The sequence below is a fragment of the Pseudomonas sp. LB3P14 genome (assembly GCF_054898045.1).
This window is the reverse complement of the sequence record NZ_CM142714.1, coordinates 3,002,136-3,026,899: the sequence shown is the minus strand read 5'-3', so window position 1 is coordinate 3,026,899 and position 24,764 is coordinate 3,002,136. Positions and strand designations below refer to the sequence as shown.

At 57.8% G+C, this 24,764-nt stretch carries 20 protein-coding genes; 3 read left to right on the top strand and 17 right to left on the bottom strand.

Features of this window, described 5'->3' with window-relative positions:
- Positions 1–103: 103 nt before the first annotated feature.
- From ACYZT5_RS14060 to minC, 4 genes are all read right to left on the bottom strand, one after another.
- Complete coding sequence (locus ACYZT5_RS14060; protein ID WP_462051628.1) at positions 104–739, bottom strand: RluA family pseudouridine synthase; 636 nt, start codon at positions 737–739, stop codon at positions 104–106.
- A 178-nt stretch (positions 740–917) separates the two neighbouring features.
- Entirely contained in the window at positions 918–1,172 is a 255-nt protein-coding gene (minE, locus tag ACYZT5_RS14055) for a cell division topological specificity factor MinE (RefSeq protein ID WP_007898843.1), read from the bottom strand.
- Positions 1,172–1,984, bottom strand: coding sequence for a septum site-determining protein MinD (minD, locus tag ACYZT5_RS14050; RefSeq protein ID WP_129436963.1), 813 nt, complete (start codon positions 1,982–1,984; stop codon positions 1,172–1,174). Before minD ends, minE begins: the two co-directional genes overlap by 1 nt.
- A 202-nt stretch (positions 1,985–2,186) precedes the next feature.
- Positions 2,187–2,933: a septum site-determining protein MinC gene (gene minC / locus ACYZT5_RS14045; protein ID WP_462051627.1), complete on the bottom strand. Its 747-nt coding sequence runs from the start codon at positions 2,931–2,933 to the stop codon at positions 2,187–2,189.
- 118 nt (positions 2,934–3,051) lie between these two features.
- Between minC and ACYZT5_RS14040 the strand changes: the two genes are divergently transcribed.
- Positions 3,052–3,984: a lipid A biosynthesis lauroyl acyltransferase gene (locus tag ACYZT5_RS14040; protein ID WP_462051626.1), complete on the top strand. Its 933-nt coding sequence runs from the start codon at positions 3,052–3,054 to the stop codon at positions 3,982–3,984.
- 35 nt (positions 3,985–4,019) lie between these two features.
- Positions 4,020–5,192 carry a patatin-like phospholipase family protein gene (locus ACYZT5_RS14035; RefSeq protein WP_462051625.1) on the top strand — a complete coding sequence of 391 codons (1,173 nt, stop codon included), beginning with the start codon at positions 4,020–4,022 and terminating at the stop codon, positions 5,190–5,192.
- A gap of 118 nt (positions 5,193–5,310) precedes the next feature.
- Here ACYZT5_RS14035 and ACYZT5_RS14030 read toward each other — a convergent pair whose 3' ends face one another.
- The 8 genes from ACYZT5_RS14030 to puuE form a co-directional block, all read right to left on the bottom strand.
- Positions 5,311–6,096: an outer membrane protein OmpK gene (locus ACYZT5_RS14030; RefSeq protein WP_462051624.1), complete on the bottom strand. Its 786-nt coding sequence runs from the start codon at positions 6,094–6,096 to the stop codon at positions 5,311–5,313.
- Between the two features lie 375 nt (positions 6,097–6,471).
- Positions 6,472–7,257, bottom strand: a complete 786-nt coding sequence (locus ACYZT5_RS14025; RefSeq protein WP_462051623.1) for an outer membrane protein OmpK — start codon at positions 7,255–7,257, stop codon at positions 6,472–6,474.
- 113 nt (positions 7,258–7,370) lie between these two features.
- Positions 7,371–8,729, bottom strand: a complete 1,359-nt coding sequence (locus tag ACYZT5_RS14020) for a nucleobase:cation symporter-2 family protein (protein ID WP_462051622.1) — start codon at positions 8,727–8,729, stop codon at positions 7,371–7,373.
- Positions 8,730–8,868: 139 nt separating this feature from the next.
- Positions 8,869–10,161, bottom strand: a complete 1,293-nt coding sequence (locus ACYZT5_RS14015) for a urate hydroxylase PuuD (protein WP_462051621.1) — start codon at positions 10,159–10,161, stop codon at positions 8,869–8,871.
- A gap of 50 nt (positions 10,162–10,211) precedes the next feature.
- On the bottom strand, positions 10,212–10,715 hold the full coding sequence (locus tag ACYZT5_RS14010) for an ureidoglycolate lyase (protein ID WP_462051620.1): 504 nt from the start codon (positions 10,713–10,715) through the stop codon (positions 10,212–10,214).
- Between the two features lie 136 nt (positions 10,716–10,851).
- The gene (gene alc, locus ACYZT5_RS14005) at positions 10,852–11,847 is read right to left on the bottom strand and encodes an allantoicase (RefSeq protein WP_462051619.1); all 996 of its coding nucleotides are present in this window, start codon (positions 11,845–11,847) and stop codon (positions 10,852–10,854) included.
- 101 nt (positions 11,848–11,948) lie between these two features.
- Positions 11,949–12,464, bottom strand: coding sequence for a 2-oxo-4-hydroxy-4-carboxy-5-ureidoimidazoline decarboxylase (uraD, locus tag ACYZT5_RS14000; RefSeq protein ID WP_462051618.1), 516 nt, complete (start codon positions 12,462–12,464; stop codon positions 11,949–11,951).
- Positions 12,461–13,387 carry an allantoinase PuuE gene (puuE, locus tag ACYZT5_RS13995; RefSeq protein ID WP_462051617.1) on the bottom strand — a complete coding sequence of 309 codons (927 nt, stop codon included), beginning with the start codon at positions 13,385–13,387 and terminating at the stop codon, positions 12,461–12,463. Before puuE ends, uraD begins: the two co-directional genes overlap by 4 nt.
- A gap of 421 nt (positions 13,388–13,808) precedes the next feature.
- Between puuE and uraH the strand changes: the two genes are divergently transcribed.
- Complete coding sequence (uraH, locus tag ACYZT5_RS13990; RefSeq protein WP_462051616.1) at positions 13,809–14,162, top strand: hydroxyisourate hydrolase; 354 nt, start codon at positions 13,809–13,811, stop codon at positions 14,160–14,162.
- Positions 14,163–14,301: 139 nt separating this feature from the next.
- Here uraH and ACYZT5_RS13985 read toward each other — a convergent pair whose 3' ends face one another.
- The 5 genes from ACYZT5_RS13985 to ACYZT5_RS13965 form a co-directional block, all read right to left on the bottom strand.
- Positions 14,302–15,852 (bottom strand): hypothetical protein, encoded by a 1,551-nt coding sequence (locus tag ACYZT5_RS13985; protein WP_462051615.1) that lies wholly within the window; start codon positions 15,850–15,852, stop codon positions 14,302–14,304.
- A 241-nt stretch (positions 15,853–16,093) separates the two neighbouring features.
- Positions 16,094–17,791, bottom strand: a complete 1,698-nt coding sequence (locus ACYZT5_RS13980) for a hypothetical protein (protein WP_462051614.1) — start codon at positions 17,789–17,791, stop codon at positions 16,094–16,096.
- Between the two features lie 410 nt (positions 17,792–18,201).
- Positions 18,202–20,112 carry a hypothetical protein gene (locus ACYZT5_RS13975; protein WP_462051613.1) on the bottom strand — a complete coding sequence of 637 codons (1,911 nt, stop codon included), beginning with the start codon at positions 20,110–20,112 and terminating at the stop codon, positions 18,202–18,204.
- Positions 20,113–20,196: 84 nt separating this feature from the next.
- On the bottom strand, positions 20,197–23,817 hold the full coding sequence (locus ACYZT5_RS13970) for a calcium-binding protein (RefSeq protein WP_462051612.1): 3,621 nt from the start codon (positions 23,815–23,817) through the stop codon (positions 20,197–20,199).
- Between the two features lie 242 nt (positions 23,818–24,059).
- Positions 24,060–24,689 carry a LysE family translocator gene (locus ACYZT5_RS13965; RefSeq protein WP_462051611.1) on the bottom strand — a complete coding sequence of 210 codons (630 nt, stop codon included), beginning with the start codon at positions 24,687–24,689 and terminating at the stop codon, positions 24,060–24,062.
- Between the last annotated feature and the right edge of the window lie 75 nt (positions 24,690–24,764).

Here is a 24,764-nt window from a genome sequence, read left to right as displayed (position 1 = left end):
ACAAATACATGACAATATTTTCACGCCATTTTCACGTCTGTTTGTAACAAGAAATAAAAAAGCGCCCTTCAATGGAAGGGCGTTTTTTTGGTTCAACCGTTACTTAAAAAGGAGCTGGGCACTCGAAGCGCAAGCGTTCGCCGCTTTGCGGGTGAGTGAAGCTAAGCATGCTCGCGTGCAGACACAGTCGTGGCCAGGCGGCCAGTGCCTGCTCGTGGGCGTAAAGCCCGTCACCCAGCAGCGGGTGGCCGATGGAGAGCATGTGCACGCGCAACTGATGGGACCGGCCGGTGATCGGCGTCAGTTCGACCCGGCACCAGTCGCCGCAACGTTCCAATACGCGCCAGAAGGTCAGGGCGTGTTTGCCGAATTCATGGTCCACCACATGACGTGGCTTGGTCGGCGGGTCATAGCGCAAGGGCAGATCGATGCTGCCACTGTCCAGTTCCGGCTGGCCCCAGCACAGGGCGGTGTAGGCCTTTTCGGTTTCGCGGTCGTGAAATTGCCGAGACAGTTCGCGATGAGTGTCCGGGTCACGGGCCAACAGAATAATGCCCGAGGTTTCCCAGTCCAGGCGATGTACGATTCGCGCTTCCGGGTAGCCGTTTTCTTGCAAGCGGGTAATCAGGCAGTCCTTGTTGTCATCGGCCCGGCCAGGGACGGAGAGCAGCAGGGTCGGTTTGTTCACCACCAGTACGGCGGCGTCCTGATAGATGATGCGGATGTTGGACAACGGCATTAAAACAGCCTCGTAACAAACGCCAACGGCGGCTCAGGCCCTCGCACTCTGTAGGAGATGAGCTTGCTCGCGATGCAGGCAACTCGGTCCATCTGATAAACCGAGGTGATGCTATCGCGAGCAAGCTTTGCTCCTACAAGGGCGCAAGCCTGAGCCGCCGTGGCTCCTGTCGGATCGACTAGCGGTCAGGCAGGGTGATATTGAGTTCCAGAATCGAGCAGCTGCCCTGGTTTTCCAGAGCGACGTGCACGTCATCGGACCCGATATTGACGTACTTGCGGATCACCTCGACCAATTCCTTCTGCAGGGCTGGCAGGTAATCCGGTGTACTGCGCTGGCCGCGTTCGTGCGCCACGATGATCTGTAGACGCTCTTTCGCTACCGACGCGGTGCTGACCTTTTTGCTGGCACGAAAGAAGTCAAAAAGATTCATTATCTACCTCCAAACAGGCGCTCGAAGAATCCCTTCTTCGTTACATCGAGAAAACGATGCTCCACGGTTTTGCCCAGCAGACGATCGACTGCATCGCTGTACGCCTGACCGGCGTCGCTCTGGTCGTCGAGAATCACGGGCACGCCCGAGTTGGAAGCTTTCAGTACCGCTTGGGATTCCGGAATGACACCCAACAGGGCGACAGCCAGAATTTCCTTGACGTCTTCGACGCCGAGCATTTCGCCGTCACTGACCCGTTGCGGGTTGTAGCGGGTCAGCAGCAAGTGCTCCTTGATCGGGTCTTCGCCCTTTTCGGCGCGGCGGGATTTGCTGGCCAGCAGGCCCAGCATGCGGTCCGAGTCACGTACCGAGGACACTTCCGGGTTGGTCACAATAATCGCTTCATCAGCGAAGTACATGGCCAGGTGGGCGCCTTTCTCGATGCCGGCCGGGGAGTCGCAGACCACGTATTCGAAGTCTTCTTTCAACGCCATCAGCACTTTTTCCACGCCTTCCACGGTCAGCGCGTCTTTATCGCGGGTCTGACTGGCGGCCAGTACGTAGAGGTTTTCCAGGCGTTTGTCTTTGATCAGGGCTTGTTGCAGGTTGGCTTCGCCGTTCACCACATTGACGAAGTCGTACACCACGCGGCGCTCGCAACCCATGATCAGGTCGAGGTTACGCAGACCGACGTCGAAGTCGACAATAACTGTTTTGTGACCGCGCAGTGCGAGGCCGGTACCGATAGCAGCACTGGTGGTGGTCTTACCCACACCACCCTTGCCGGATGTAACCACGAGAATCTTGGCCAAGGTGTTTCACCCCTAAGGAAAAAGGACATTTAGCCCCTGAAAAACATCTCTAGAAAAACTACTGCAGTCGGACAGCCTTGGCTGGAATCCGGTTCCAGAACGGCGCTTACCTCGGGTAAACACTGCTTATGGCCTTTTTCCTACTTCGTTTGAGCCGTTTTCGCTACGTTTTAGAGATGTTTGGAAAATGCGGCAGTATCCGTTAAAGCCGAATGATGTTCAACACATCGCCCGATAGGCTTATCTGTACGCCCGCGCCCCACATAGGGTCGCGACGCAGATCCTCCGAAACCTTGTAGTGGCCTGCGATGGAAACCAGTTCAGCGCTCATTTGCTGACAGAAAATCCTGGCTTTCGTGTCGCCTTTGACGCCGGCCAACACACGACCGCGCATCGGGCCGTATACATGGATGTTCCCATCGGCGAGAAGTTCCGCCCCCGGGCTGACCGAGGAGATCACCACCAGATCGCAGCCTTGGGCATAAATCTGCTGCCCACCGCGTACGGGCGAGGTGATGATCTTCGTTGGCTTGATGGTCGGCTCCGGCGGTTTTTCCGGTTTTTCCGGTTTTTTCGCAACGACGCCTTCGAGCGGGTCAAGCGCACGTTCCCGGGCGCCGGACGGTGGCAGCACCGGCAGGTCGACCGCGATGGCCGCGGCGATGTCTTCAATGCGGCTGGCACGGATCGCCAGGGTGCGCAGGCCATGCTGGCGGCAGACGCGCATCAGGCCCGGCAGATCAACGGCGCCTTCGCTGGCCGGAAGTTTGTCCAGGGCCAGCACCAGTGGCGCGTTACTGAAGAAGTTAGGCGCCTGGGCGACCTTGGCGGCCAGTTGACGATCAAGGTTCTCGAGGTCGTTACGCGCCAGTTCCAGCACCGTAATGGCGAGCATGCTGCCTTTCAGCTGGAACACGGGATCTTGGTCTAGCGGTTCGGTTTGGCTCATGGTCGGCATACAACGACTTGTCACTAAAAGTGCCGAGACTTATAACGAGAACGCCCGCGAGCCGCAAGCCGGGTCGAACGATGTAGAATGCGCGGCCATTGTCTTTCCGGAACCTTTAATGGATCGCCCGCGTTTTCGAACAGCATTTCTTTCTCCACGTTTCTGGCCGCTGTGGTGTGGCTTGGGGCTGTTGTGGCTGATTGTCCAGTTGCCGTATCCAGCGTTGCTGTCGATTGGTCGCGCCCTGGGTGCATTGATGTATCGAGTAGCGGGCGACAGACGGCGCATTGCCAGGCGCAATCTCGAACTGTGTTTCCCTGAAAAAACCGCTGCCGAGCGCAAGCGCCTGCTCAAGGAAAACTTCGCCTCCACGGGCATCGCGTTTTTCGAGATGGCGATGAGCTGGTGGTGGTCGCGCGAGCGTCTGGCGAAGCTGGCCCATGTCGAAGGGTTGGAGCATTTGAAAAAGGCCCAGCGCGACGGCAAAGGCGTGATCCTGATGGCCGTTCATTTCACCACGCTGGAAATCGGCGCGGCGTTGCTCGGTCAGCAACACACCATCGACGGCATGTACCGCGAGCACAAGAATCCGTTGTTCGACTACGTCCAGCGCCTGGGGCGCGAGCGGCACAACGTCGACTCGCTGGCGGTGGAACGCGACGACGTGCGCGGCATGCTGAAACTGCTGCGGGCCGGCCGGGCAATCTGGTACGCACCGGATCAGGACTATGGCGCCAAGCAAAGTATCTTCGTGCCGCTGTTCGGGATTCAGGCCGCGACCGTCACCGCCACCAGCAAGTTTGCGCGGTTGGGCAAGGCGCTGGTGGTGCCGTTCACTCAGGAACGTCTGGCTGACGGCAGCGGTTATCGACTGGTGATTCATGCACCGCTCGAGGGTTTCCCCGGCGAGACCGAAGAGGCCGATTGCATCCGCATCAATCAGTGGGTCGAAGGTGCGTTGCGCGAATGTCCGCAGCAATACCTCTGGGCTCATCGCCGCTTCAAGAGCCGCCCACCGGGCGAGCCCAAGTTGTACGCAAAACGCGGTTGAACCACCGATCCTTATAAGCACCATGGAGTGTTGCGATGAGTCCTGCTGAACCGGTTACAGGGTTGATTCTTTCCGGCGGCGGGGCTCGGGCGGCCTATCAGGTCGGTGTGCTGGCGGCGATTGCCGAGCTGCTGCCGGTGGGTGCAGCGAATCCGTTTCCGGTGATCGTCGGCACCTCGGCCGGCGCGATCAACGCGGTCAGCCTCGCCAGTGGGGCGATGGACTTCCGTGGTGCGATTCAACGTCTGACAGCCTTCTGGCAGGGCTTTCGCAGTCATCTGGTGCTGCGCAGCGACTGGCCGGGCGTGATCCATCAGGCCAGCCGTTTTGTCAGCCATAGTTTGCTGGGGATTGGCGCTCAGGTGCCGGTGGCCTTGCTCAACAGTTCGCCGCTGCGCGGATTGCTCGACGACAAACTGCAGATGAGCGGGATTGCCGAGGCCATTGCACAGAAGCAGTTGCAGGCGGTTGCGGTGACCGCGTTCGGCTACGAGTCCGGTCAGGCGGTGACCTTTTATCAGGGTGGCGGCACCATCAATGCCTGGTTGCGCCATCGGCGAATCGGCGTTCCCACGCAATTGACCGTCGATCACTTGCTGGCCAGTTCAGCGATCCCGCTGCTGTTCGCGCCAGTGAAAATCGGTGAAGAATATTTCGGTGACGGCGCGGTACGCCAGTCGGCGCCGATCAGCCCGGCGCTGCACCTGGGCGCCAGCCGAGTGCTGGTGGTGGGCGTCAGCGGCAACCCCCGCGGCGTCGACCCGGAACAACCGCTGCAGCGCGCCTACACCGGTCAGCAGCCGAGCCTGGCGCAGATCGGCGGGCACATGCTCAACAGCACGTTCATTGACAGCCTGGAAAGTGACATCGAGTTGCTGCAGCGACTCAATCAGTTCAGTCATCTGTTGCCCGATGGCACACCGACCCGAGCACTCGGGGTGGCGCCAGTAGAGGTGCTGGTGATTTCGCCGAGTCAGCCGATCGATGAGATTGCGGCGCGGCATCGGCAGGAGTTGCCGGCGGCGCTGCGCCTGTTTCTGCGCGGTCCGGGGGCGACGAAGACGAGCGGGGCGGGTGTGTTGAGTTATCTGCTGTTCGAGGCGGGGTATTGCAGCGAATTGATTGATCTTGGGCGGCGGGATGCGTTGGCCAAGCGCGGGGAGTTGTGCCGGTTTCTTGGGTTGGCAGAACCTGTGGTACCTGCTTGAGATTTGTGGTGCGGCCATTCGCGGGCAAGCCACGCTCCCACAGGTTTTATGTCGTTCGCCGATGATGTGAACGACACAGAATCTGTGGGAGCGTGGCTTGCCCGCGAAGCTTTTACGATCAGAAGTGGAACTTCACCAGGAAGCTCGTGGTGCTCTGATCGGTCTTGAAGTACTGGCTGTCTTTGATCCCGTACTTGTCCGACCAGTAGTCGTACTCCACACCGACATACAATTGTTTCTCACCGATGTTCAGCGCCTTGCCCAAGTCGTATTTGACCTGTGGGTTGAAGTGCAGGTTGGCGTGGTAGTCGCCTTTGGAGTTCGAGTCGTTGTCGACCACCCAGTCCATGAAACCATCGATCAGGATGTTCGAATCACCAACGGGAATGGTGTAGGACCAGACCGGGGTGATCTGCCACACGTTGTCGCCCGCACGGCTGCCTTCGGTATGGCGCTGATAGAAGTTCAGCTGGAAGTAGTCGAAGCCTGGAATCGCCAGGTCGAAACCTGGACCGATCAGGTAGGACTCGGTATCGCCTTCACCGAACTCGTACGTCATGGCCAGCAATACGTCTTTGACCGGGCCGAATTCGATTTTCTGGTCGAGGACCTTGCCCAGGGAAATTCGTGGGCTGAACTCACCGTAATAGGTGTTCGGGCCGACGTTGAAATCCTTGTCGCCGTTGTAGAAGATCTTGTCGACGAAGAAGAAGTTATCCCCATATTTCCAGCCATCGACGTGTTCGAAAGTCACGGTCTGCTGAATGCGCGGATTGACCTGGAAGTCCTTGCCATACAGGTAGGTCAGGCTGTTGTTCTGCCATTGCAGCAAGTCGCCGGCCATTGCCTGGCCCCCGGCCAGCAAAGATCCCGCCAGCATCAGGCTAGTGCACGTACGTTTCATTCGGTTGCTCCCAAAAAGTAGGTGGTTCCACGTTATTTTTTTAAGGTCGGCGCTCTGGTGTGGCGCCTTTTTCTATAGCTGTAAAAATCATCCAATCGGTCAGCTTCAGTGCTGTTAGCAAGAGCTGCGCCAAGGCTTTCAAAAAGCAAAAAAACTCCCGTTCGGCTGCTCAAGAGCAGTCGATTGAGAGAGGTTTTGGAGTGCCTTGGTACCGTCCAGAGCCGGGATAAGTTGGCTTTCTGGTCAGGAATTAAATCCGGGCTTTTTTTTAGACCAGATTCGGGCGGCCGCGGAGAATACTGACTCCTTGGCCAGGTCTCAAGTGCCCCGCAACAGCGCACCGACGACAGGTTTGGAGCACGTTTGCGGGCCATCTTAAAAGTGCACCTTCACCAGCAGGCTGGCGGTGTTTTGGTGGGTGTCCAGGTTCGAGCTGTTTTCGACCCCGTACTTGTTCTTCCAGTAGCTGTATTCGGTGCCGACGTAGACCTGTTTCTGGCCCCAGCCCAGGGCTTTGCCGAGGTCATATTTGAGCTGCGGATTGATGTGCAGGTTGGCGTGGTAGGTACCGCGGGCGTTCTGATCGTTGTCGACCACCCAGTCCAGGTAGCCGTCGAACAACAGGTCTGAGTTGCCCAATGGAATGCTGTAGGACCAGGTTGGCGTGATCTGCCAGACACCATCGCCGGGGCGCGGGCCTTCGGTCTGCCGACGATAGAAGTTCAGGGTGAAATAGTTGAAGCCCGGCACCGCGAGGTCGAAACCCGGGCCGATCAGGTAGGCTTCGCTGTCACCTTCGCCATACTCGTAAGTCATGGCCAGCAGCACGTCCTTGACCGGACCGTATTCGAAGCGGCGGTCGAGGACCTTGCCGAAGGACAGGCGTGGGCTGAACTCGCCATAAAAGGCGTGAGGGCCTTTGTTTCGGTCTTCCTGGCCGTTGTAGAAAATCTTGTCGACGAACAGGAAATTGTCGCCGTACTTCCATTTGTCGGCGTGCTCGAACGTCACCGTTTGCTGGATCGACGGGTTGATTGCGAAGTTCTTGCCGTACAAATAGCTCAGGCTGTTGGTCTGCCACAGCAGCAAGTCGCCGGCCATGGCCTGACCAGCGGCCAGAAGACCGCCGCCCAACAGCATGTTTGTCTGTGTCCGAATCATCTGTTGCTCCCTCTTGTTTTTATTGTTTGAGGCGCAGGCAGCCGCTGACCTGTGGGAGCGAGCAGGTCGGATCGCCGCACCGTCGCTCACACAGGTTTTGTGGTTTTAGTGGGTCAATGCGGGTGGGCGTGGCAGTCGTTGATGGCCGCGCGTTCGGCGCCGCCGAGGATGTTGAACAGCAGGTTCAACGACAGCGCACTCAGCGTCGCCATGGCGATGCCGCTGTGGGTGATCGGGCTCATCCACAGTGGCAGGTGCGCGAAGAATTCCGGACGGACCACCGGAATCAGCCCCATGCCGATGCTCACCGCCACCAGTAACTGGTTGCGACGGTCACCGATGTCGGCTTCCTGAAGAATCTTGATGCCAGTGGCGGCGACCATGCCGAACATCGCAATGGCCGCGCCGCCCAGTACGGCGGGTGGAATCGATGCCACCAGAAATGCCGCTTTCGGCAGCAGGCTCAACACCACCAGCAAACCACCGGCGACGATGGTCACCGAGCGGCAGCGTACGCCAGTCATCTGCACCAGGCCGATGTTCTGGGCGAAGGAGGAGTGGGTGAAGGTATTGAACAAACCGGCGAAGAACGAGGCGCCGGCATCACACAACAAACCGCGACGCAGCATGCGTGGGCAGACTTCCTGGCCGGTGATTTTGCCCAGCGCCAGGAACATCCCTGTGGACTCGACGAAGATGATCACCACCACCAGGCACATCGAAAGAATCGGTGCGAGTTCAAATGTTGGCATGCCGAAATGCAGCGGGGTAACAAATTGCAGCCACGGCGCCTGGGCCATGCCGCTCAGGTCGACCATGCCGATCAGGCCACAGAGCACGTAACCCAGGCACATGCCGATCAGCACGGAAATGTTGACCCAGAAACCGCGCATGAAGCGATGGACCAGCAGGATGGTTGCCAGCACTAGCGCGGCGATGGCCAGGTAAATCGGTGAGCCGAATTGAGCGGCACCCGCACCGCCGCCGGCCCAATTCACGGCCACGGGGAACAACGACAATCCGATCGAGGTGATGACTGTGCCGGTCACCAGTGGGGGGAAGAAGCGTACGACTTTGGACATGAATGGCGCGATGATCATGCCGAAGAATCCGGCGGCGATGGTCGCGCCGAAGATCCCTTGCAGGCCGATGCCAGGCATGCCGGCCATGGCGACCATGCTGCCGACGGCGGCGAAACTGGCGCCCATCATCACCGGCATACGGATGCCCATGGGGCCGATGCCCAGCGATTGCACGATGGTGGCGATCCCGGCCACCAGCAGGTCGGCGTTGATCAGAAAGGCGATTTCTTCACGACTCAGGCCAGCGGCCTGTCCGATGATCAGCGGCACCGCGATGGCTCCGCCGTACATCAGCAGAACGTGTTGCAGACCGACCAGGATCAGTTGCAAAAGGGGTAAACGCTGAATAGCGGGTGCGTCGGGGATGCGCGCTTCGGATAGCTCGGACATGCAACACCTCGGATCTTTTTTATTCTTGTGATTTTTGTATCAGGGCGACCGCAGTGCGGCCATTCGCGGGTAAGCCTCGCTCCTACGAGATCTACGCTGATCTGTAGGAGCGGTGCTTGCCCGCGAAGCTTTTCAACGATTAATTGGTCGGAGCTCCCTGAACAATCCACGCGCCGATCAGGTCACGTTCCTGCTGGGTCATCTGGGTGATGTTGCCCAGTGGCATGATCTGGCTGGTGACGGCTTGAGCCTGGATGCGTGCAGCGTTCTGACGGATCTGCTCGGGGGTGTCGAACATCACGCCGGCCGGCGCGGCACTGAACAGCGGGCTGGTTGGTTTGGCGGAATGGCAAACCGAGCAACGTTCCTGGATCACGCTGTGCACCTTGTCGAAACTCGGTCCGGCGTTTGCAGCCTGAACCGGCGCTTCAGCAGGCTTCGCGGCGGCAGGTTTGGCACCTCCACCGAGCGCAGTTTCCGGCAACGGCTGGTACTCGATGGTGCCAGGTGCCTTGGCCACTTCAGGTGCGCTCGGCATTTGCGCCGGGCCGGTCACGTAAGCCAGGCAGATCATGCCGACGGCTGCGACTGGCAAGGTCCAGGCGAACTTGTGGCTGTCGTGACGGGTGTTGAAGTAGTGACGCACCAACACCGCCAACACCGCGATCCCGGCCAGGATCAGCCAGTTGTACTGGCTGCCGTAGGTGCTCGGGAAGTGGTTGCTGATCATGATGAACAGCACCGGCAAGGTGAAGTAGTTGTTGTGACGCGAACGCAGCAAGCCTTTGGCCGGCAGCGCCGGATCCGGCGTGCGGTTCTCGGCAATCGCCGCCACCAGCGCACGCTGGGCCGGCATGATGATGCGGAATACGTTGCCGACCATGATGGTGCCGATGATCGCGCCGACGTGCAGGTACGCACCACGACCGCTGAACACTTTGCTGAAGCCGTAAGCAGCGCCAATGATCAGCACGAACAGGATGACGCCGAGCAGGGCAGGGCGTTTGCCCAGGGCTGAGTCGCAAAGGAATGAGTAGATGAACCAGCCGACGAACAACGAGGCAATGCCCAGGGCAACACCTTCAGGGCCAGTCAGGCTGCTGCCCGGAGCGAGCAGGTAGAGTGTCGGATTGGAGTAGAACACCACGCACAGCAGCGCGATCCCCGACATCCAGGTGAAGTAGGCTTCCCATTTGAACCAGTGCAGGTTGTCCGGCATGGTCGGTGGAGCCAGTTTGTATTTTTCCAGGTGATAGATACCGCCGCCATGGATCGCCCACAAATCACCGGCCAGACCGTTTTTCGGGTTGACCCGATTGAGGTTGTTTTCCAGCCAGACGAAATAGAACGACGCACCGATCCAGGCCACGCCAGTAATCATGTGAACCCAGCGCACGCTCAGGTTCAGCCATTCCAACAGATGTGCTTCCACAGTCTTTACCTCTCGCCTGTCACTCTGTTGTCGAGTGATCAGACCTTCTCTTATTGGTGGGGGGCAAGGATCAAACGCTCATCCTCTTTGAAAAAATGCTCATCGCAGTTGTTGCCTGTGCCACTGCGATCAACCACCAGGAAGTCATCCCGCTTTTCGATCGTCAGCACCGGATGGTGCCAAACGCCGCGATGGTAATTAATGCCCTGCCTGCCGTTGGTGACGAAGGCGCGGACCAAGCCTGATACAGGTTCATCGCCAAGTGGCGCGACCACGATCAGAAAGGGGTTGCCGAGCAGCGGAATGAAAGCCTGGCTGCCCAGCGGATGACGCTCCAGCATGCAGACGGTCAGCGGCATGTCCTGCGCGTCGGCGCGGAAGATGCTGATGATCGCCTTGTCCTCTGGCGTGGCGGTTTCAACCGTCGCCAGTTTGTGAAAGCGCATGGTCGAACCGTTGTTGATCATGAAGTGATCGCGGCCAGAGGTTTCGATCACGTCACCGAAAGGGGCGAAGGCTTCTTTGGTCAGCGGTTCAATCGTCAATGTGCGCATGCTGGTCTTCTTAATCTTTTGGATTGATCGTTCCCACGCTCTGCGTGGGAACGCCTCACCGGACGCTCCGCGTCCGCTTTGTGACGCAGAGCGTCACGGGCTGCATTCCCACGCAGAGCGTGGGAACGATCTTGTGTTACTTCGCGACCTTGCCGAGAACGCGCAGGCGGCTCACACCACCATCCGGGAACACGTTCAGGCGGATGTGGGTGATCGGTCCCAGTGCCTTGATCTGCTCGGCGAAGGTGTGTTCGGCGTGCATTTCCAGTTTCTGTGCCGGCAGCAATTCGCGCCAGAACAGCGATTGGGTTTCAATCTGGCTGTCGGTACCGCCCTTCACGAACGCGCCCTGGATCGAGCATGTGTCCGGGTAGTTGCCCTTGAAGTGCAGGGTGTCGACGATGATTTTCTCGATCTCGCCCGGATGACCCAGCGCGACGATCACCCAGTCATTGCCAGGGGTACGACGACGTGCGGTTTCCCAGCCGTCGCCCATGTTGATGCCACGGCCCGGGTTGAGGATGTTGCTCATGCGACCGAAGTGTTCGTCGGAGCAGGCGAGGGCGCGGCCGCCGTTCAGCGCTGCAGCCAGGTCAACCTGTTCGTTGTCGCCAACAGCGGACCAGTCGCGGAACGGAATACCGTAAACACGCAGGCGGGCCACGCCACCGTCCGGGTAGATGTTGAAGCGCAGGTGGCTGAAGGCCTGGTCGTTGTTGATTTCGTGGAAGTGGTGGCTGTTGCCTTGCAGCTCGACGGCCGACAGCACTTCAGTCCACTGGGTGCTTTCGTCCGGCTCGCCCGAGGCCAGGAAGCACGCTTCCAGAGAGGCCGACGGCGGGAAGTTGCCGGTGAAGAATGAAGTGTCGATGTCCACGCCTTTGATCGAACCCGGTACGCCCAGGCGGATCACGGCGCTGTCGTAGCCTTCGAAGCGCTTGCGGCGCGACTCCCAGCCGTCCATCCACTTGCCGTTGTCATCGAACACGCCCTCCTTCCACACAGCCGGGGTCGGTTGGAACAGGCGGTTGGCATCAGCGAACCAGTCATCGGTGACCGAGATGATTTTGGTGCCCAGGCGGGCGTCGGCCAGGTTGACGAACTTCTCGAAAGGTACGGCGTAAGCTTTCATTCTTCTTGTCTGCCTTTAATAAGTTGGCTTGGGATGCTCGCAGGAGCCCTGGGTGCCATTTGCGTTTAAGAACACTCGGGGCTTTTCACAACTGCTGCTCGCTAAAGGGTCAGTAATCGGAACAACGCAATCTTGTTGATCTCCGCCAGCGCGCATCTGAATTCGGTGTCTTGCGAGTTGTGAATGCGCGTTTCGAACGCCGCGAGGATCTGATGCCGGTTGCTGCCTTTTACCGCCATGATGAAGGGAAACTTGAACTTGGCTTTGTAGGCGTCGTTCAGCTCGGTGAAGCGAGAAAACTCTTCGGCCGTGCATTGGTGAATACCCGCGCCAGACTGTTCTTGAGTGCTGGCTGCGGTAAGCTGGCCCTGGACGGCGGCTTTGCCGGCCAGGTCCGGGTGAGCAACGATCAGTTCAAGCTGGCTTTCATGATCGGCGCTCAACAGGATGTCGCTCATGCGCTGGTGCAGGGTTTCGATCTCGTCGATCGAGGCGTCCTGGCCCAGGTCGAAGGCCTTTTCGGCCACCCATGGCGAATGTTCGTAGATGTCGGCGAAGGCGGCGACGAAGGCATCGCGGCTCAGGGTCGAGGGCTTCAGGGTTTGGAAGTGGCTCATTTTGCGGCCCCTTGGTACGGGTGGGTTTCTTGCCAGTGGCGAGCGATGTCGACGCGACGGCTGAACCACACCTGTTCATGACTTTTAGCGTATTCGATAAAGCGTTTGAGCGAGGCCAGACGCGCCGGACGGCCGATCAGACGGCAATGCAGACCGATCGACAACATCTTCGGTGCTTCGGCGCCTTCGGCATAAAGCACGTCGAACGCGTCTTTGAGGTATTCAAAGAAATCGTCGCCCTTGTTGAAACCCTGGACCTGGGTGAAGCGCATGTCGTTGGTGTCCAGGGTGTACGGGATCACCAGGTGCGGCTTGCCGGTCGGGTTGTTCGGTTCCCAGTAGGGCAGGTCGTCGTCGTAGGTGTCGCAGTCGTAGAGGAAACCGCCTTCTTCCATCACCAGGCGACGGGTGTTCGGGCCGGTGCGGCCGGTGTACCAGCCCAGTGGGCGCTCGCCGGTGATTTCGGTGAGGACGCGGATCGATTCGAGCATGTGCTCGCGTTCCTGCGCTTCGTCCATGTACTGGTAGTCGATCCAGCGATAGCCGTGGCTGCAGATTTCGTGGCCGGCATCGACCATCGCGCGGATCACGTCCGGGTGACGCTGGGCGGCCATGGCCACGGCGAAGATGGTCAGCGGGATGTCGAATTCCTTGAACAGCTTCAAAACCCGCCAGACGCCGGCACGGCTGCCATACTCGTAAAGGGATTCCATGCTCATGTTGCGCGCGCCTTGCAGCGGCTGCGCCGAGACCATTTCCGAGAGGAAGGCTTCGGATTCTTTATCGCCGTGCAGGATATTGCGCTCGCCACCTTCCTCGTAATTGAGCACGAAGGACAAGGCGATGCGGGCATTGCCCGGCCAGTGTGGGTGAGGAGGGTTACTGCCGTAACCGATCAGGTCGCGTGGGTAGTCAGCGCTCACTGCAGTCTTCCTTCTTATTCGTGGTAACAGTTTGTGTGGGCGGCCTGGCGATGGATGACAGGCTGGCGTCACAGCGATGGGCTGATTGTATACAACTTTATATCCACTTTGTAAGCCTGATTTTTTGCATTTTTGATGAACTGTCATCTTCACATGTTATTGCAAGAAACCTGCCTGGTTGGTCAGCTAATGGATGAAAGGTCCTTTGATCTTATGGTTCGCGGGCAGATTCGCCGGGAATCCTTGAATGGCGGGCATGGCGGTAAAAATATCGTTTTTATTGTGTACAATTTTTTTGAAAAGTGTCTTAATCAGTCGCTCGCCGCAGCTTTTCGTGCTCCGAATCGGTGCGGTCTCCTTTTCAACTGACTTCGGGAGGCGCGAGGCCTGACTGCTCCACGCAGGCAGGCGCGCAGAATCAATGGGACGTTTGACTACACACGTTTTGGACGCTGCACACGGTTGCCCGGGCAGCTCGATCAAGGTCGAGTTGTACCGCGTTGAGGGTTCGCAAATGGAACTGGTCGCCACTGCGATGACCAACAGCGACGGCCGTGTCGATGCACCGCTGCTGCAAGGTGAGGACTACCGTTCCGGGGTCTATCAGGTTCAGTTTCATGCGGGCGATTACTACCGCGCCCGTGGCGTTCAGCTGCCGGAACCTGCGTTCCTGGATGTGGTGGTGCTGCGTTTTGGCATCTCTGCGGAACAGGATCACTACCATGTGCCATTGCTGATTTCGCCGTACAGCTATTCCACGTACCGGGGCAGCTGACCCCCAAGCAGCTGCCTCCTCCGAGAAGCGACTGCGCATATAGCTTCTTTGGTCTTTCGCCCGCTTACACTGCGGGCTTTTTTTCGTGGGTTGCGGCTCGCGCTACGTGCGTGAGCCTGTTCGATGCGGTGGCAGTTTGTCAGAGCCTCGAGTGTCCGTCCCTGGCGATGAAGACTGTGTCTGGGTAGGAGGCCAGTATTTGCGAGCCGCCTCTGAGCCAGATGACTTTGTTTGCTTTGTGCGCATCTTGCACGGCCTGTGCGGCTCGCGCGCCGACCTGAAGGTTCAATCGAAGGCTGGAACTGTTCGAGTCGAGATCTAACGTCTGGTTTATTCTTCGGCCTCTGATGCGATGCAGACTGAGGAAGAACACGTAGTCATGTCCCGTTCGCTGAAACACCAGCGCCGGAAATGAGTTCGAAGGGCTGGGGTCGAACACGGCGTAGCCGTTACGGGTCAAGAGCGATGCCATGAACCGTTTGAGATCTACAGCTGATTGAGTGTTCATGTAGTACAGCCATTCCTGTTGGAATCGTATCGGATCGAAATCCAGTCGCTGCAGCGGCCCGCCCGGAACCGATAGAGGCAGCTCTGTAATTCGAACGGTCCCGGCCCCCGAGGTCGGCAATATTGGCAGCATCAGCAGCGGCTCCGCCAGTTGCGGTCGTGGATGGATGTTTCCGGTTTTCCAGTCATTGAAGGTCTGCCGCAGGAGGGTCAGCCCCGAGCCGGTGGCGGTTTCGGAGCCGTTCGCCAGCAGGAACTGGTGAAACGCCACATTTCCCAATGAGGTCGCTGACAACTCAGGAAAGTAAGTGGCGACGTATTCCGTCAATGGTCTTTGGAAAGGCAGTGTCGGATCGATTTCCCAGTGATTGGCAGGAGGAACCCGAATCGCACCGCGTGGTTGTTGAAGCAAGTCTGTCCTGAGAATATCGTCCAGCACGTCGTAGTTGTAAATGAAATGGGTCGGGTTCTTGATGTAGACGATCGGATCGTTTGGTGTGCCGCGTGGCACAACCTTGTATTGAATGCCATCAACGCGGATGTCATCGGGTGAAGGATTATGGCTGCCAATGCCCCAACCCTTCCAGGGATCAGGCAAATGTCCGATGGTGGAACCCTGCGGGGTGCGGGAGTCAGAGAATGAACGGCTCGGCTCAGGGGGGGGCGTTTCCTCGCCCGCGACCGGACTCTCGTCATCGTCGGTGTGACGACGCTTTGGCGGTACGATTGGCGGTTCATCGTCCGGCAGTCGTCGGCGTGTGATGACCAATTGCGAAGTGTCAGCGCCAGCCCGGCTCCCCGGTAGTATCCGACGCCACTGAGGGGTGCCTTCGACCCGTTCAAGCAATGGGCCGGAGGCGACGAGTTCGTTCGATAGCCTGGCTCTGAATTGATTCTGTGCATCTCTGCCAATCAGCACCGTTGCGCCTTCGACAAGGTCGACATAGGTATAGGGGCCAGCTGAGCGAAATCCGGATTGCAGGTCGGGTTGCGGCAATCGATTCACCAGGCTTGGCGCAAGAAAAAAACTGCCAATCGGGCGTTCGGTGGTGGTATGGCGGATTTGCATATCGGCAGGGAGATCGATGATTTCGATCATCGGCGGTCGAGAATCAGGAAGCTGAGATACTTGCCCGGGTTGGTGGCCAACTGTCTGGTCCGCGCCGTGACTGCCTGTGTTCATACGAGGTCCTGGCACTATTTCAGGTGCCGTGTCGCGGACAGTAGGGGTACTTTCCGGTGAGGTGAATTTCGGTCTTGTTGGTCGTTTGGGGCTCATTGACTGTCTGGCTCTTTATGGGCGATTTGTTTTATCTGGACGTCATGTGATCAGTGCGCAAACATCGGGCGCACCTTTGATGCGAATTGATACGTCGGATCCGCCAGCGCCCGCGGGAATACCGCGAGCGCTGACAAAGGAGGCGTCAGCCTTCTCTAAGAATGAACAGGGTTTGTTTTTCCGGACTTAGCTGTTGAGTGCCGCCTACCAGATAAATGAGTTTGTCCTGTGCGAGCAGCGCGTTCAGCCTTTGTCGCCCCACCTCGTCGAGCCTCATCTGCGACACCGAACTCGTCATTTCGGAGCCCGGTCTTGTAAAGCGAGGGATAAAGTCTGCGGAAACGTGCGGAAGTTTCAGTACGAAAACGGCATCGAGTCCTTCCCGGTGAAATACCAGCGCGTTCTCGACCAGTGAGTAATCCAACGGACTTACCGTGTAAGCGTTTTTTTCCAGAACGATTTTGAATAGTTTCCGCAAGCTCGCATCTCCAGGGGCCGCAGCATACTCACTCCATTCTTGCGGGAACTTCTGCGGATCAAAGTCGAGTCGTTGCAGGTGTTGCGCAGACGGCGAGGGCAGCACGATTCTTCCGCCGGTGGTGCCATCGCGCATGATTGGCTGTTCGGGCAACATCATCAGTGGGTCTGCAAGGCTCCGTCGGGGGGTAAGGTGCAAGGCTCTGTCACCCCAGTGCCGGAATGTCTGACTCAGTATCAGCAGTCCTTCACCGTTGATGACTTCGGTATCACGGGCATCTCTGAACATGGCTTTGGCAACCGCTCTGGATGACTGCTCGGACAGATAACCGACAGAGTCGGCGACGTATTGCGTCAGTGGCTTCTCGAACGGGAAGCGACTTTCTATAACGCTCCATTGACCTTGTCTTTTAGCGGCCCATCGGGGCTGCAGCGATGGATCATCCAGGAGCATCTGCTCGAACCCGTCAAAACGTTCGGGTTTGAATCGCGGGTGCTTTAAATAGACGACGCGCGTACCGGAATGAACGATCTGCGACACGATCGGATAGTGCAACCCGGCTATTTCTACCGTTTGGCCGGAGTCAGGCTTTGTAGCCTTTCCCCAGTTGCGCCACAGCTTGCTCGAAAAGTCCAACACCTGCGGTTCATTGGCCAGAATGTTTTCGGCGAACGGATCCGTATCAGGTGAAGAACTGTGATCCTCATCCAAGCGCGGACGCTTGCTCGGGCCCGCAACGCGATCGGGTTCACCTGAATTCGGTCGACGCCTTGTCTGTGTCGTTGTGGCGGTTGGTTCCAGTTTTTGCCATAGATTTGTTTCGGGAATCCGTTCAAGCAAATGTCCGGACGGGATCGACTCGTTGGCTGACGTCTGTTGATAGCTTCCGTCCGGTTTTATGTGAACCATGACGGTTCCTTCCTGCATATCCACATAGGTTCTGGTCCGATTGTCGTAGCGGATCCCGTCCGGGGAGTTTGCCGCCGGGGTCAACCTGACTGCTAGATGCGCAGGAATGAACGTGGGTGATGTCGGCCTTGCAGGTTTGTTTATAGCTTCAGTCTGGGGACCTGACTCTCGTGGCAGCCAGTTCGGCGGTTCGATGCGCCAAAGGGGCTGGCCTTCGATTTTTTTCAGGATCGGGCCTGGTAAATCGGGAGCAAAGGGCAGAGGCACCTGATAGTTGCCGTCGGAGCTCTGTTGCACCAGGAAATGGCCTTCGTCACCCAGGTGGGCGTAGGTGTTGCCATCCGGACCTTCGAACAGCCCGGTGTTGCCTGCGACGGGACGCAACTGGTCGAGCTGATCATTGGGCCAGGAAACCATTCGAATGGCGGATTCGACCGAGATGGATTCGGAAACCATCTCGCTCACCTCTACGGAGGGCGGTCGAACGATGTCGCTCGGGGATTCAAGCGATCCAGGCGAGTCGGTCGTGCTTGCCCCGGGGGGCTCCGGTCGATCATGGCGTCGGGCCAGGACGGGTTCGCTTGGGTTCGGATCCGTGCCCGGCGGGTGGCGCGTACTGGATGAAGACGTGCCGGATGAGGAGGACGCGCCGGGTTTTATAGGGGGTTTTGCCATTAGAAATATTCCGATCAAGTGCTGATTCAACGGTGTAAACCAGTGGGGAAACCACTCGGCTTGGAGGTTGATACTGCTTGGGTCGGCGCCATCAGGTGCGGTACATATGTCTATACATAGGGAGCAAAACGATGCGAAGCGTTACACATGAGAAGAGGCCTTCGCCGATTGCCGGCGAAGGCCGAAAAGGATCAGCGCTCTCGGATAATGAAGACCGATCGTTCACTCGACGTGGTCTTTTGAATGCCGCCCAGCAGCCAGATCACATTGTTTTGCGCATTGGCGGTCATCAACGCCGCAAACGCATCGCCGCCAATTCTGGACATTAGGGAAGGGGATGCCAGTTCATTGCCTGACACGTTGTTAAGCGCCAGCGCATCGCCCTCGGTGACCCCGAGTTTGAGAGCGTACAGACGGGAATCGTCTGCACGCTTGAAAACCAGTGTGGGCCCTTTGTGCTCATGCCCCGTGGGGAAGACCTCGTAACCGCTGCGGGTCAAGAGAGCGCCGAACAGAAGCTTGAGATTGTAATCGGACGGATCGGCGAGGTAGTGCTTCCACGCCGAGGGAAAACGTCGCGGATCGAAATCGAGCCTTTGCAATGGCCCGTCGGTTTCGGGTGGTAAGGGGATTAGCTTTCTGCCGCTGACCTCCACAATCTCTGTCACGGGCAGCAGTTTCAATGGATCGGCCAACGCAGGCGCCGCGTTGACCGGTTTTCGTTGCCATTGATCCAGAACCAGTTTCAGTTTCATCAGCCCCGAGGTTGTGGCAAGCGGCGAATCATCGGCCAGCTCGAAAACCTTTCGCGCGATAGCCCGGCAGGTGAGCTCGGAAAATTCGTTGAATGCATCGCGCGCGGAATCGGAAAAGGGTTTCCCGAACAACCGCCGGCCGGGGCGCGCTTGCGATGGGTCGACGCCGGTGCGGTAGGTGGCGACCGGTTGCAGCCACGGGGTGTCGCGCAACATGCGTTCGAATGCATCGAAACTGGTCTGGGTAAATGCCGGGTTTTGCAGGAAGTAGACCCTGGGCGACCCGACTTCCAGCGTCCCCCTCGGCAACGTCACGTAATGAAGCCAGCCCAGTTGAACGGACTCCACCGCCGCAGGCTTGTTGATGTGGCCCCATGGTAACCAGTCATAAGGCTCGTAAGCTGTCTGCGGGTGAGTTTGCGAAACGGATCGGCTTTCGTAAGTGGCTAGATCCGAGACGCTGGGTTCTTCGAGTCGAGGACGTTTGCTTGGCCCGGGAACCGGTTCATCATCGACCACCACGGCGTCGGGGACAGGTTTGTTGGCTGTGCTTGCGCTCGGCAATTTCTGGCGCCACAGTGCCGTTCCTTCGATCCGCTCAAGTAGCGGCCCCGACGGATCCCGTTCACTGAAGTCGGTCGACTGATATTCACCGTCGGCGTTCTTTCGGACATGGGTCGTGCCGTCAGTCTGCGTATCGACGAAGGCGCGGCCCAGTTTGTCATAGCGGATACCGTCTTTGTCGCCGGCCTTTGGCAGTCGAGCCGCCAGTGGCGCAGGGATGGGCTTGATGGCTTGCAGTTGCCCCCTGCTATCGGCCATTGGCAGAGCTTCGCCTGGGGCTCGCGTGCCCTGCGTCCAGCCAGGACGGTCGATGCGCCAGCGCGGCTGACCGCTGACTCTGGCCAGAATCGGGCCTGGTATGCCCGGGGCGAAGGGCAGGGGCACGTAGTATTCTCCCTGCCCATTGCGTTCGACCATGAAACGGCCGTCGTTGCCGATTTCGGCGTACACGCGCTGATCGGGGCTGTTGAACAGCCCGGTTTGCTCTCCGAACGGGGTCAGTTCGTCATATCTGTCGCTGGGCCAGGCAATGGCGCTATGAGCGGTCTCGACCGGCGGCGCACCGGATCCCGGCATATCGTTGACCTCGACGGATGGCTTTCGCCCTGTTTTCCCCGGCGATGAGGTTAATGAGTGCGGGCCTGACGAGGCATCACTGCCTTGCTCAACAAGGATCCGGCCGGGGGTACGGTGAAAACTGTTCGGGCTGTCCGGACCTTGCGTCATGGTTGCAAGTGTTTGCGAATCACCGGGCAGGGAAACTTTCTTTGGTGTTTTAGCCATGGATAGTTGCTCGTGAAAACGTGCGGTTGTTGATGAAAGTTAGGGTCGACCTGAGCGGTCAGTATTTGCACCTTGAAAGCGCAGTTACTCTCGCAGGGTTCTGTCTTCCATCAGTTGCAGGCTGTGTCTTCGAAGCCGCGTGAGGGCTTCCGCTTCCAGAGCTGGATTATTTTTCAGCGCGACGTTTACGAAATACTGGAACTGCGGGATGTGGTGCAGGCAATGATTGACAACTCTTAAATCCGCCAATTGAATCGAGCGGGCTTTGTCGTCCTCCAGCATCCATCGCCGTTCCTGCGGGTGATAAGTCAGGAGTCCTGGCGTACCGTCGCGCATTGCAATATTGGTAACTGTCAAACCCTCGGAGTTTGCATCAGTCAATTCTTTGGGCAGTGCTTTTGTGGAATCGGAGGGCGGCAAGAAATAACGGGCATCAATACCGCCGATATAAACAGCCTCGAATATCAGATCGACAACGTGGACGATACCGTTTGCCGTGATGACTGATACCTGATCAATAAGATCCTGAGGACTGTCGTATTCAGGCAGATAAATGACGGTACTGCCAACGTGCAAGCGGTTGTTGACGAGTTTTATATCGACGCTTCCAAGCTGCGTTGCATCGAACTCCCAGGTGGAAGAGTACGGCAGTCGGGGAGTGGCACCGGCCAAAGCGCCGGGCGTGGACACACGCCATGTCATGTCGTGGCTGAGATGCACCAGGTATTTCGAGCCTTCGCCCACCAAGTGTTCAACGGCAGTCTGTTCCGGTTGAGCATCGAGCCTGACGCATTTTTCCCGAGTGCCTAGTGTATGCGCTTCATTGTCATGGGGCCGTACGAAGGCAAACTTTCCATTTCTGGCGGTAAGGGGTAATGCCACCTCGCAGGTGAAGGACAGGGGGCCAGTTATCTCGAACCGGTCATTGGCGAACACATCCACCGACAAGCCAGGCTGCACCAGGCGGTAGGACACGTTGTCATTCAGTATCAGTATGAAATGATGATTCAGCCATAAGGAGGGGGCTGTGAGGCGTTCGTTGATTTTTTGTAGTCCGACACTCAGAGAACTTGCCAGATTCTTGAACGCCAACTGTTTCGCACCGAAGTGCAGCGTCATGCTGCACTCCGTGTACATGATGCGGTTGATGTTGACCTCGCGCCTCAAGTCCGCTTTGTAGGACGTTTCGATACGACTCAGTTCATGGCTGGATACGTCGAGGTAAATCGTAGTGAGCGCGCTTTTGCTCGGCCTTGTCACGTCGAACGTGATGCGCTCGGCAGAGGGAGAAACATAATAGTGAGTGTTTTTGTCGTGTGCGACTTTGCACTCGGGTTTGTACAGAATGATCGGCCGCTGGACCCTGCCCGGTTGAGTGATCACTACTTCAATGTCGCACAGTGCGCCCGCCGGAAGGGTATCCGGTAGTTCAGGAGCCAGATGGAAGTGATCTTTGGTGATGAAAGTCAGTTTGCGGTTTCGCAACGTTCGCTGGTGATCGGTGTTCTGATAAACGCCCTCGATAACGACCCTTTTTTCGCGGGTGTCATCGAGATCGAACCTTGATGTGATGACCAGCCGCAGGTCCTCGATCTTCCAGCTCTCGATAAGATCCATCCGCCAGTCCAGCGCGATGATGCTGTCCTCTACACCGTCTTCGGTAATGTAAATACTGCCTTTCTGGTGGGTGATCGCATAGCTGTCCGTCCCGGGCCCGCCATCCGCAATTGTGGTTCCTCCGAGCAGATACATCTGGTCATCGCCGGCGCCCGCCGCGATTTTATCGTTGCCGCGAGCCGTAATGATGTTCGGGCCATCCGTGCCTTTCACCTCGCTCCTGGCTCCCGCCAGCGTTTCCACGTTTTCGATGCTCGCCAGTCGCGTATGGCGATAGTTCCAGCGATCTTTTCTGTCGGGAGTCAGGGTGATGATGGACATCAGTCCATAGTCCAGCTCAATGCGATAACCCAGCCGTGTATCGGGAAGTTCGTCCAGCCGCCCGGTCATGACCAGGGTGTCACTGCCCGGGCCGCCATCCAGTCTTGAGATAAAGGCATCATTTGGCCCGTCCGCGAGTAGCAGCGCCGAATCCTCGAAAACAAACTCGTCGTCCTTGTCGCCACCGGTCAGGTCTTTGATCCCGGTTGCGTATTGAAAAATATTGGGTTTTTTCTCGACGCCTAGAATCGTGTCGGTGCCTTTGCCGAGCAACCACAACACGCTTTTGTGATCGCCCGCGCTGCCGAAAACTGCGCCGGGCGTATCTTTGCTGACGCCTGAGCGGGCATCGATAACGTCGTCACCATCATTGATTTGTGGACGGTCGACGAGTTCGATGGTTTGTTTTCCGGTCCACCAACTCGTCGTTCGCACCGGAACCTGTTTGATCGTGACATTAAAGTTGCCGTTGACGATGACTTCGGTGCTGTCCTTCAAGGGGCCATTGAGCAGCTTCTCGGACATCGCCCGAAGCATTCGTGAATGCTCGGAAGCCGCCTTGGCGATCAGGTAGAGGTCCTGAACATTTTTGTCGGGACTGATTCCCCAAAACGCGAACCAGCCGGTACGCAAACGCTCAATGGTGGTGAGTTCGATGTAGTCGTCGATTTCGTCCACGGCACCGACTGCGCCCCAGATTTGCGAGCCCGCCACCAGTAGCAGTCCCGCCACCAGCCCTACGGGTCCCGCGAACGAAAAGCCTGCCAGGGCGGCGATGCCAAGGATGACGGTCATGGCGGCGCTGGTGATGCTCAAACCGGCGCTGACGTAGTGGGCGGTGGCTTCCTTGCCGGTCGCTTTAGATGCAGCATCGAAGGCATTGACCGCCGCAATGATGTCGAACGGCAATGTCAGCGCGCCGGCGATCAATCCGCCGGCCCGACCCAGTCGCACGCCGACCATGGTTTTCGTAAAATCCTTGTACGCGTGTTGCCCGGCTTTGATCATCTGGGTGGCTTTTTTGGCCACGGCCACTTCAACGGCGACGGAACTTAATTCCACCGCAATGCTTGCGCTGTTGAAGAGGGTCTCGTAGGAATTTTTGTTCTTTATGGCATCCTGAAGACCCCGCAAACCGCTGTAGAGACCAAAGGCCTGAAGTCCAACACCGGTGCTCGCCATGCTGCTGCTCTTGACTCGATTGACCCAGGAGGGCGTGTTTTTGGGCATGTTTGCGCGGCGCACATCGAGCTTTTGCGCCGCGTTGAGTAGTTTTTCCAGCTTGAGCCTGTAGCTTCCGGATTTGTCCGCCGTCCTGGTTTCATCCCTCAGCAGAACAGGGGCAGTCATCGGCCGTCGGCTTGCGATCTCGAAGAGCAACGATGGCAAGTTGTAATCGTCCGCTGCAGTGGTGGCTTTCATGCGCGTTTCTATAGCGCTGGCACTGAACTGCAAGGCGTTGATAAAGGAACGTTTGGGCACGCGAAAAAATGTATTGCTACCTTCCAGGGGCAATCCGCCAATGGTCGCACCCAATGCATCCAGCGCTGAGCGGGTTATTGAAAAAGAGCCGATTTCGAGCGGGCCGAAGAGTTGGTCAACAACTTTAAGCTGCGCTGCATATTGAGATGTGTTTGAAACGTGATCAGTGCCGCTGTCCTTGAAATCGATAGTGGCGGGCGTGAGTTCGTTAGTGCGAAAGTCTATATCCGTCAACTCCACAGCGTCATCGTGCTGCAGTGTTGATGCCTGGAAAATCGTGGCCATTATGAACATCCTTGTTCTGGCGATTATGCTGGATTGCGCAGTCATCTTATGGGGTGACTGAAGCGTATGTATATCCAGTGGTCATTGCGAAGTGTTGCCGAAGTTGAAGTGGCAACCTTGGGGAATATAGTCGAATAGATAAAATAGAAGCGTGGCGTAAAGTTGCTGCCATTCGCACAAAGACATGGCGAGGTGGAAGGGCAGCAATAGCAGAACGAAAGTCGAAGTTACAACTTCGAATGTCAGTGACTGCTCAGCAAGGAGGCGGTTCCTGCACTGGCAAACAAACCGGCACTCATGCGGTTGAACCAGCTCTGGCCTTTGCCGCTACGCAGATAACGCGCCGCGCCATGGGCGCCCAGGCCGTAGGCCAACTTGCACAGCAAATCAAACATCGTCCAGGTCGCTATCATCACCAGCAATTGCGGCAAAAACGGCTGCTCGGCGCTGAGGAACTGCGGCAGAAACGCAGCAAAGAACAGAATGTCTTTCGGGTTGCTGGCGCCCAGTACGAAGGCTCGCCCGAACAGTGCACGGAAACGCGGTACTGCAGGCGCCTGCGGCACTTCGGCACCCACCGACGGTTGACGTGACTGCTGCCAGCTCTGCCAGGCGAGGTAGAACAGGTACAGCGCACCGACGATTTTCAGCGCGCTGAACAGCTGTTCCGACGCCAGCAGCAAGGCGCCCAAACCCAGTGCCGAAGCACTGAGCAAACAGATCGACGCAATCACGCCCCCGAGAAACGCCGGGTAAGAACGGCGCAAACCGTAATTCAGACTGTTGCTGATCATCAGCAAAGACAGTGGCCCAGGGATCAGGATCACCACCAGCGCAGCGCCGCTGAACAGCAGCCAGGTTTCCAGACTCATCACTTTCCTCCATTTGCACAAAAGCCTCACCCGACGGGGTGAGGCTGTTTTGAAACACTGTTTTTGAAACGTAGA

What these genes read in the sequence shown, in the direction of transcription:
- uraD (WP_462051618.1), bottom strand. Translation starts at nt 12,464, where the DNA reads ATGAGCCACTTCCAAACCCTGAAGCCCTCGACCCTGAGCCGCGATGCC.
- uraH (WP_462051616.1), top strand. Translation starts at nt 13,809, where the DNA reads ATGGGACGTTTGACTACACACGTTTTGGACGCTGCACACGGTTGCCCG.
- ACYZT5_RS13965 (WP_462051611.1), bottom strand. Translation starts at nt 24,689, where the DNA reads ATGAGTCTGGAAACCTGGCTGCTGTTCAGCGGCGCTGCGCTGGTGGTG.
- ACYZT5_RS14010 (WP_462051620.1), bottom strand. Translation starts at nt 10,715, where the DNA reads ATGCGCACATTGACGATTGAACCGCTGACCAAAGAAGCCTTCGCCCCT.
- minC (WP_462051627.1), bottom strand. Translation starts at nt 2,933, where the DNA reads ATGAGCCAAACCGAACCGCTAGACCAAGATCCCGTGTTCCAGCTGAAA.
- ACYZT5_RS13985 (WP_462051615.1), bottom strand. Translation starts at nt 15,852, where the DNA reads ATGAACACAGGCAGTCACGGCGCGGACCAGACAGTTGGCCACCAACCC.
- ACYZT5_RS14040 (WP_462051626.1), top strand. Translation starts at nt 3,052, where the DNA reads ATGGATCGCCCGCGTTTTCGAACAGCATTTCTTTCTCCACGTTTCTGG.
- minE (WP_007898843.1), bottom strand. Translation starts at nt 1,172, where the DNA reads ATGAATCTTTTTGACTTCTTTCGTGCCAGCAAAAAGGTCAGCACCGCG.
- ACYZT5_RS14030 (WP_462051624.1), bottom strand. Translation starts at nt 6,096, where the DNA reads ATGAAACGTACGTGCACTAGCCTGATGCTGGCGGGATCTTTGCTGGCC.
- ACYZT5_RS13980 (WP_462051614.1), bottom strand. Translation starts at nt 17,791, where the DNA reads ATGGTTTCCGAATCCATCTCGGTCGAATCCGCCATTCGAATGGTTTCC.
- alc (WP_462051619.1), bottom strand. Translation starts at nt 11,847, where the DNA reads ATGAAAGCTTACGCCGTACCTTTCGAGAAGTTCGTCAACCTGGCCGAC.
- ACYZT5_RS14060 (WP_462051628.1), bottom strand. Translation starts at nt 739, where the DNA reads ATGCCGTTGTCCAACATCCGCATCATCTATCAGGACGCCGCCGTACTG.
- ACYZT5_RS14035 (WP_462051625.1), top strand. Translation starts at nt 4,020, where the DNA reads ATGAGTCCTGCTGAACCGGTTACAGGGTTGATTCTTTCCGGCGGCGGG.
- ACYZT5_RS13975 (WP_462051613.1), bottom strand. Translation starts at nt 20,112, where the DNA reads ATGGCTAAAACACCAAAGAAAGTTTCCCTGCCCGGTGATTCGCAAACA.
- ACYZT5_RS14020 (WP_462051622.1), bottom strand. Translation starts at nt 8,729, where the DNA reads ATGTCCGAGCTATCCGAAGCGCGCATCCCCGACGCACCCGCTATTCAG.
- ACYZT5_RS14025 (WP_462051623.1), bottom strand. Translation starts at nt 7,257, where the DNA reads ATGATTCGGACACAGACAAACATGCTGTTGGGCGGCGGTCTTCTGGCC.
- ACYZT5_RS13970 (WP_462051612.1), bottom strand. Translation starts at nt 23,817, where the DNA reads ATGGCCACGATTTTCCAGGCATCAACACTGCAGCACGATGACGCTGTG.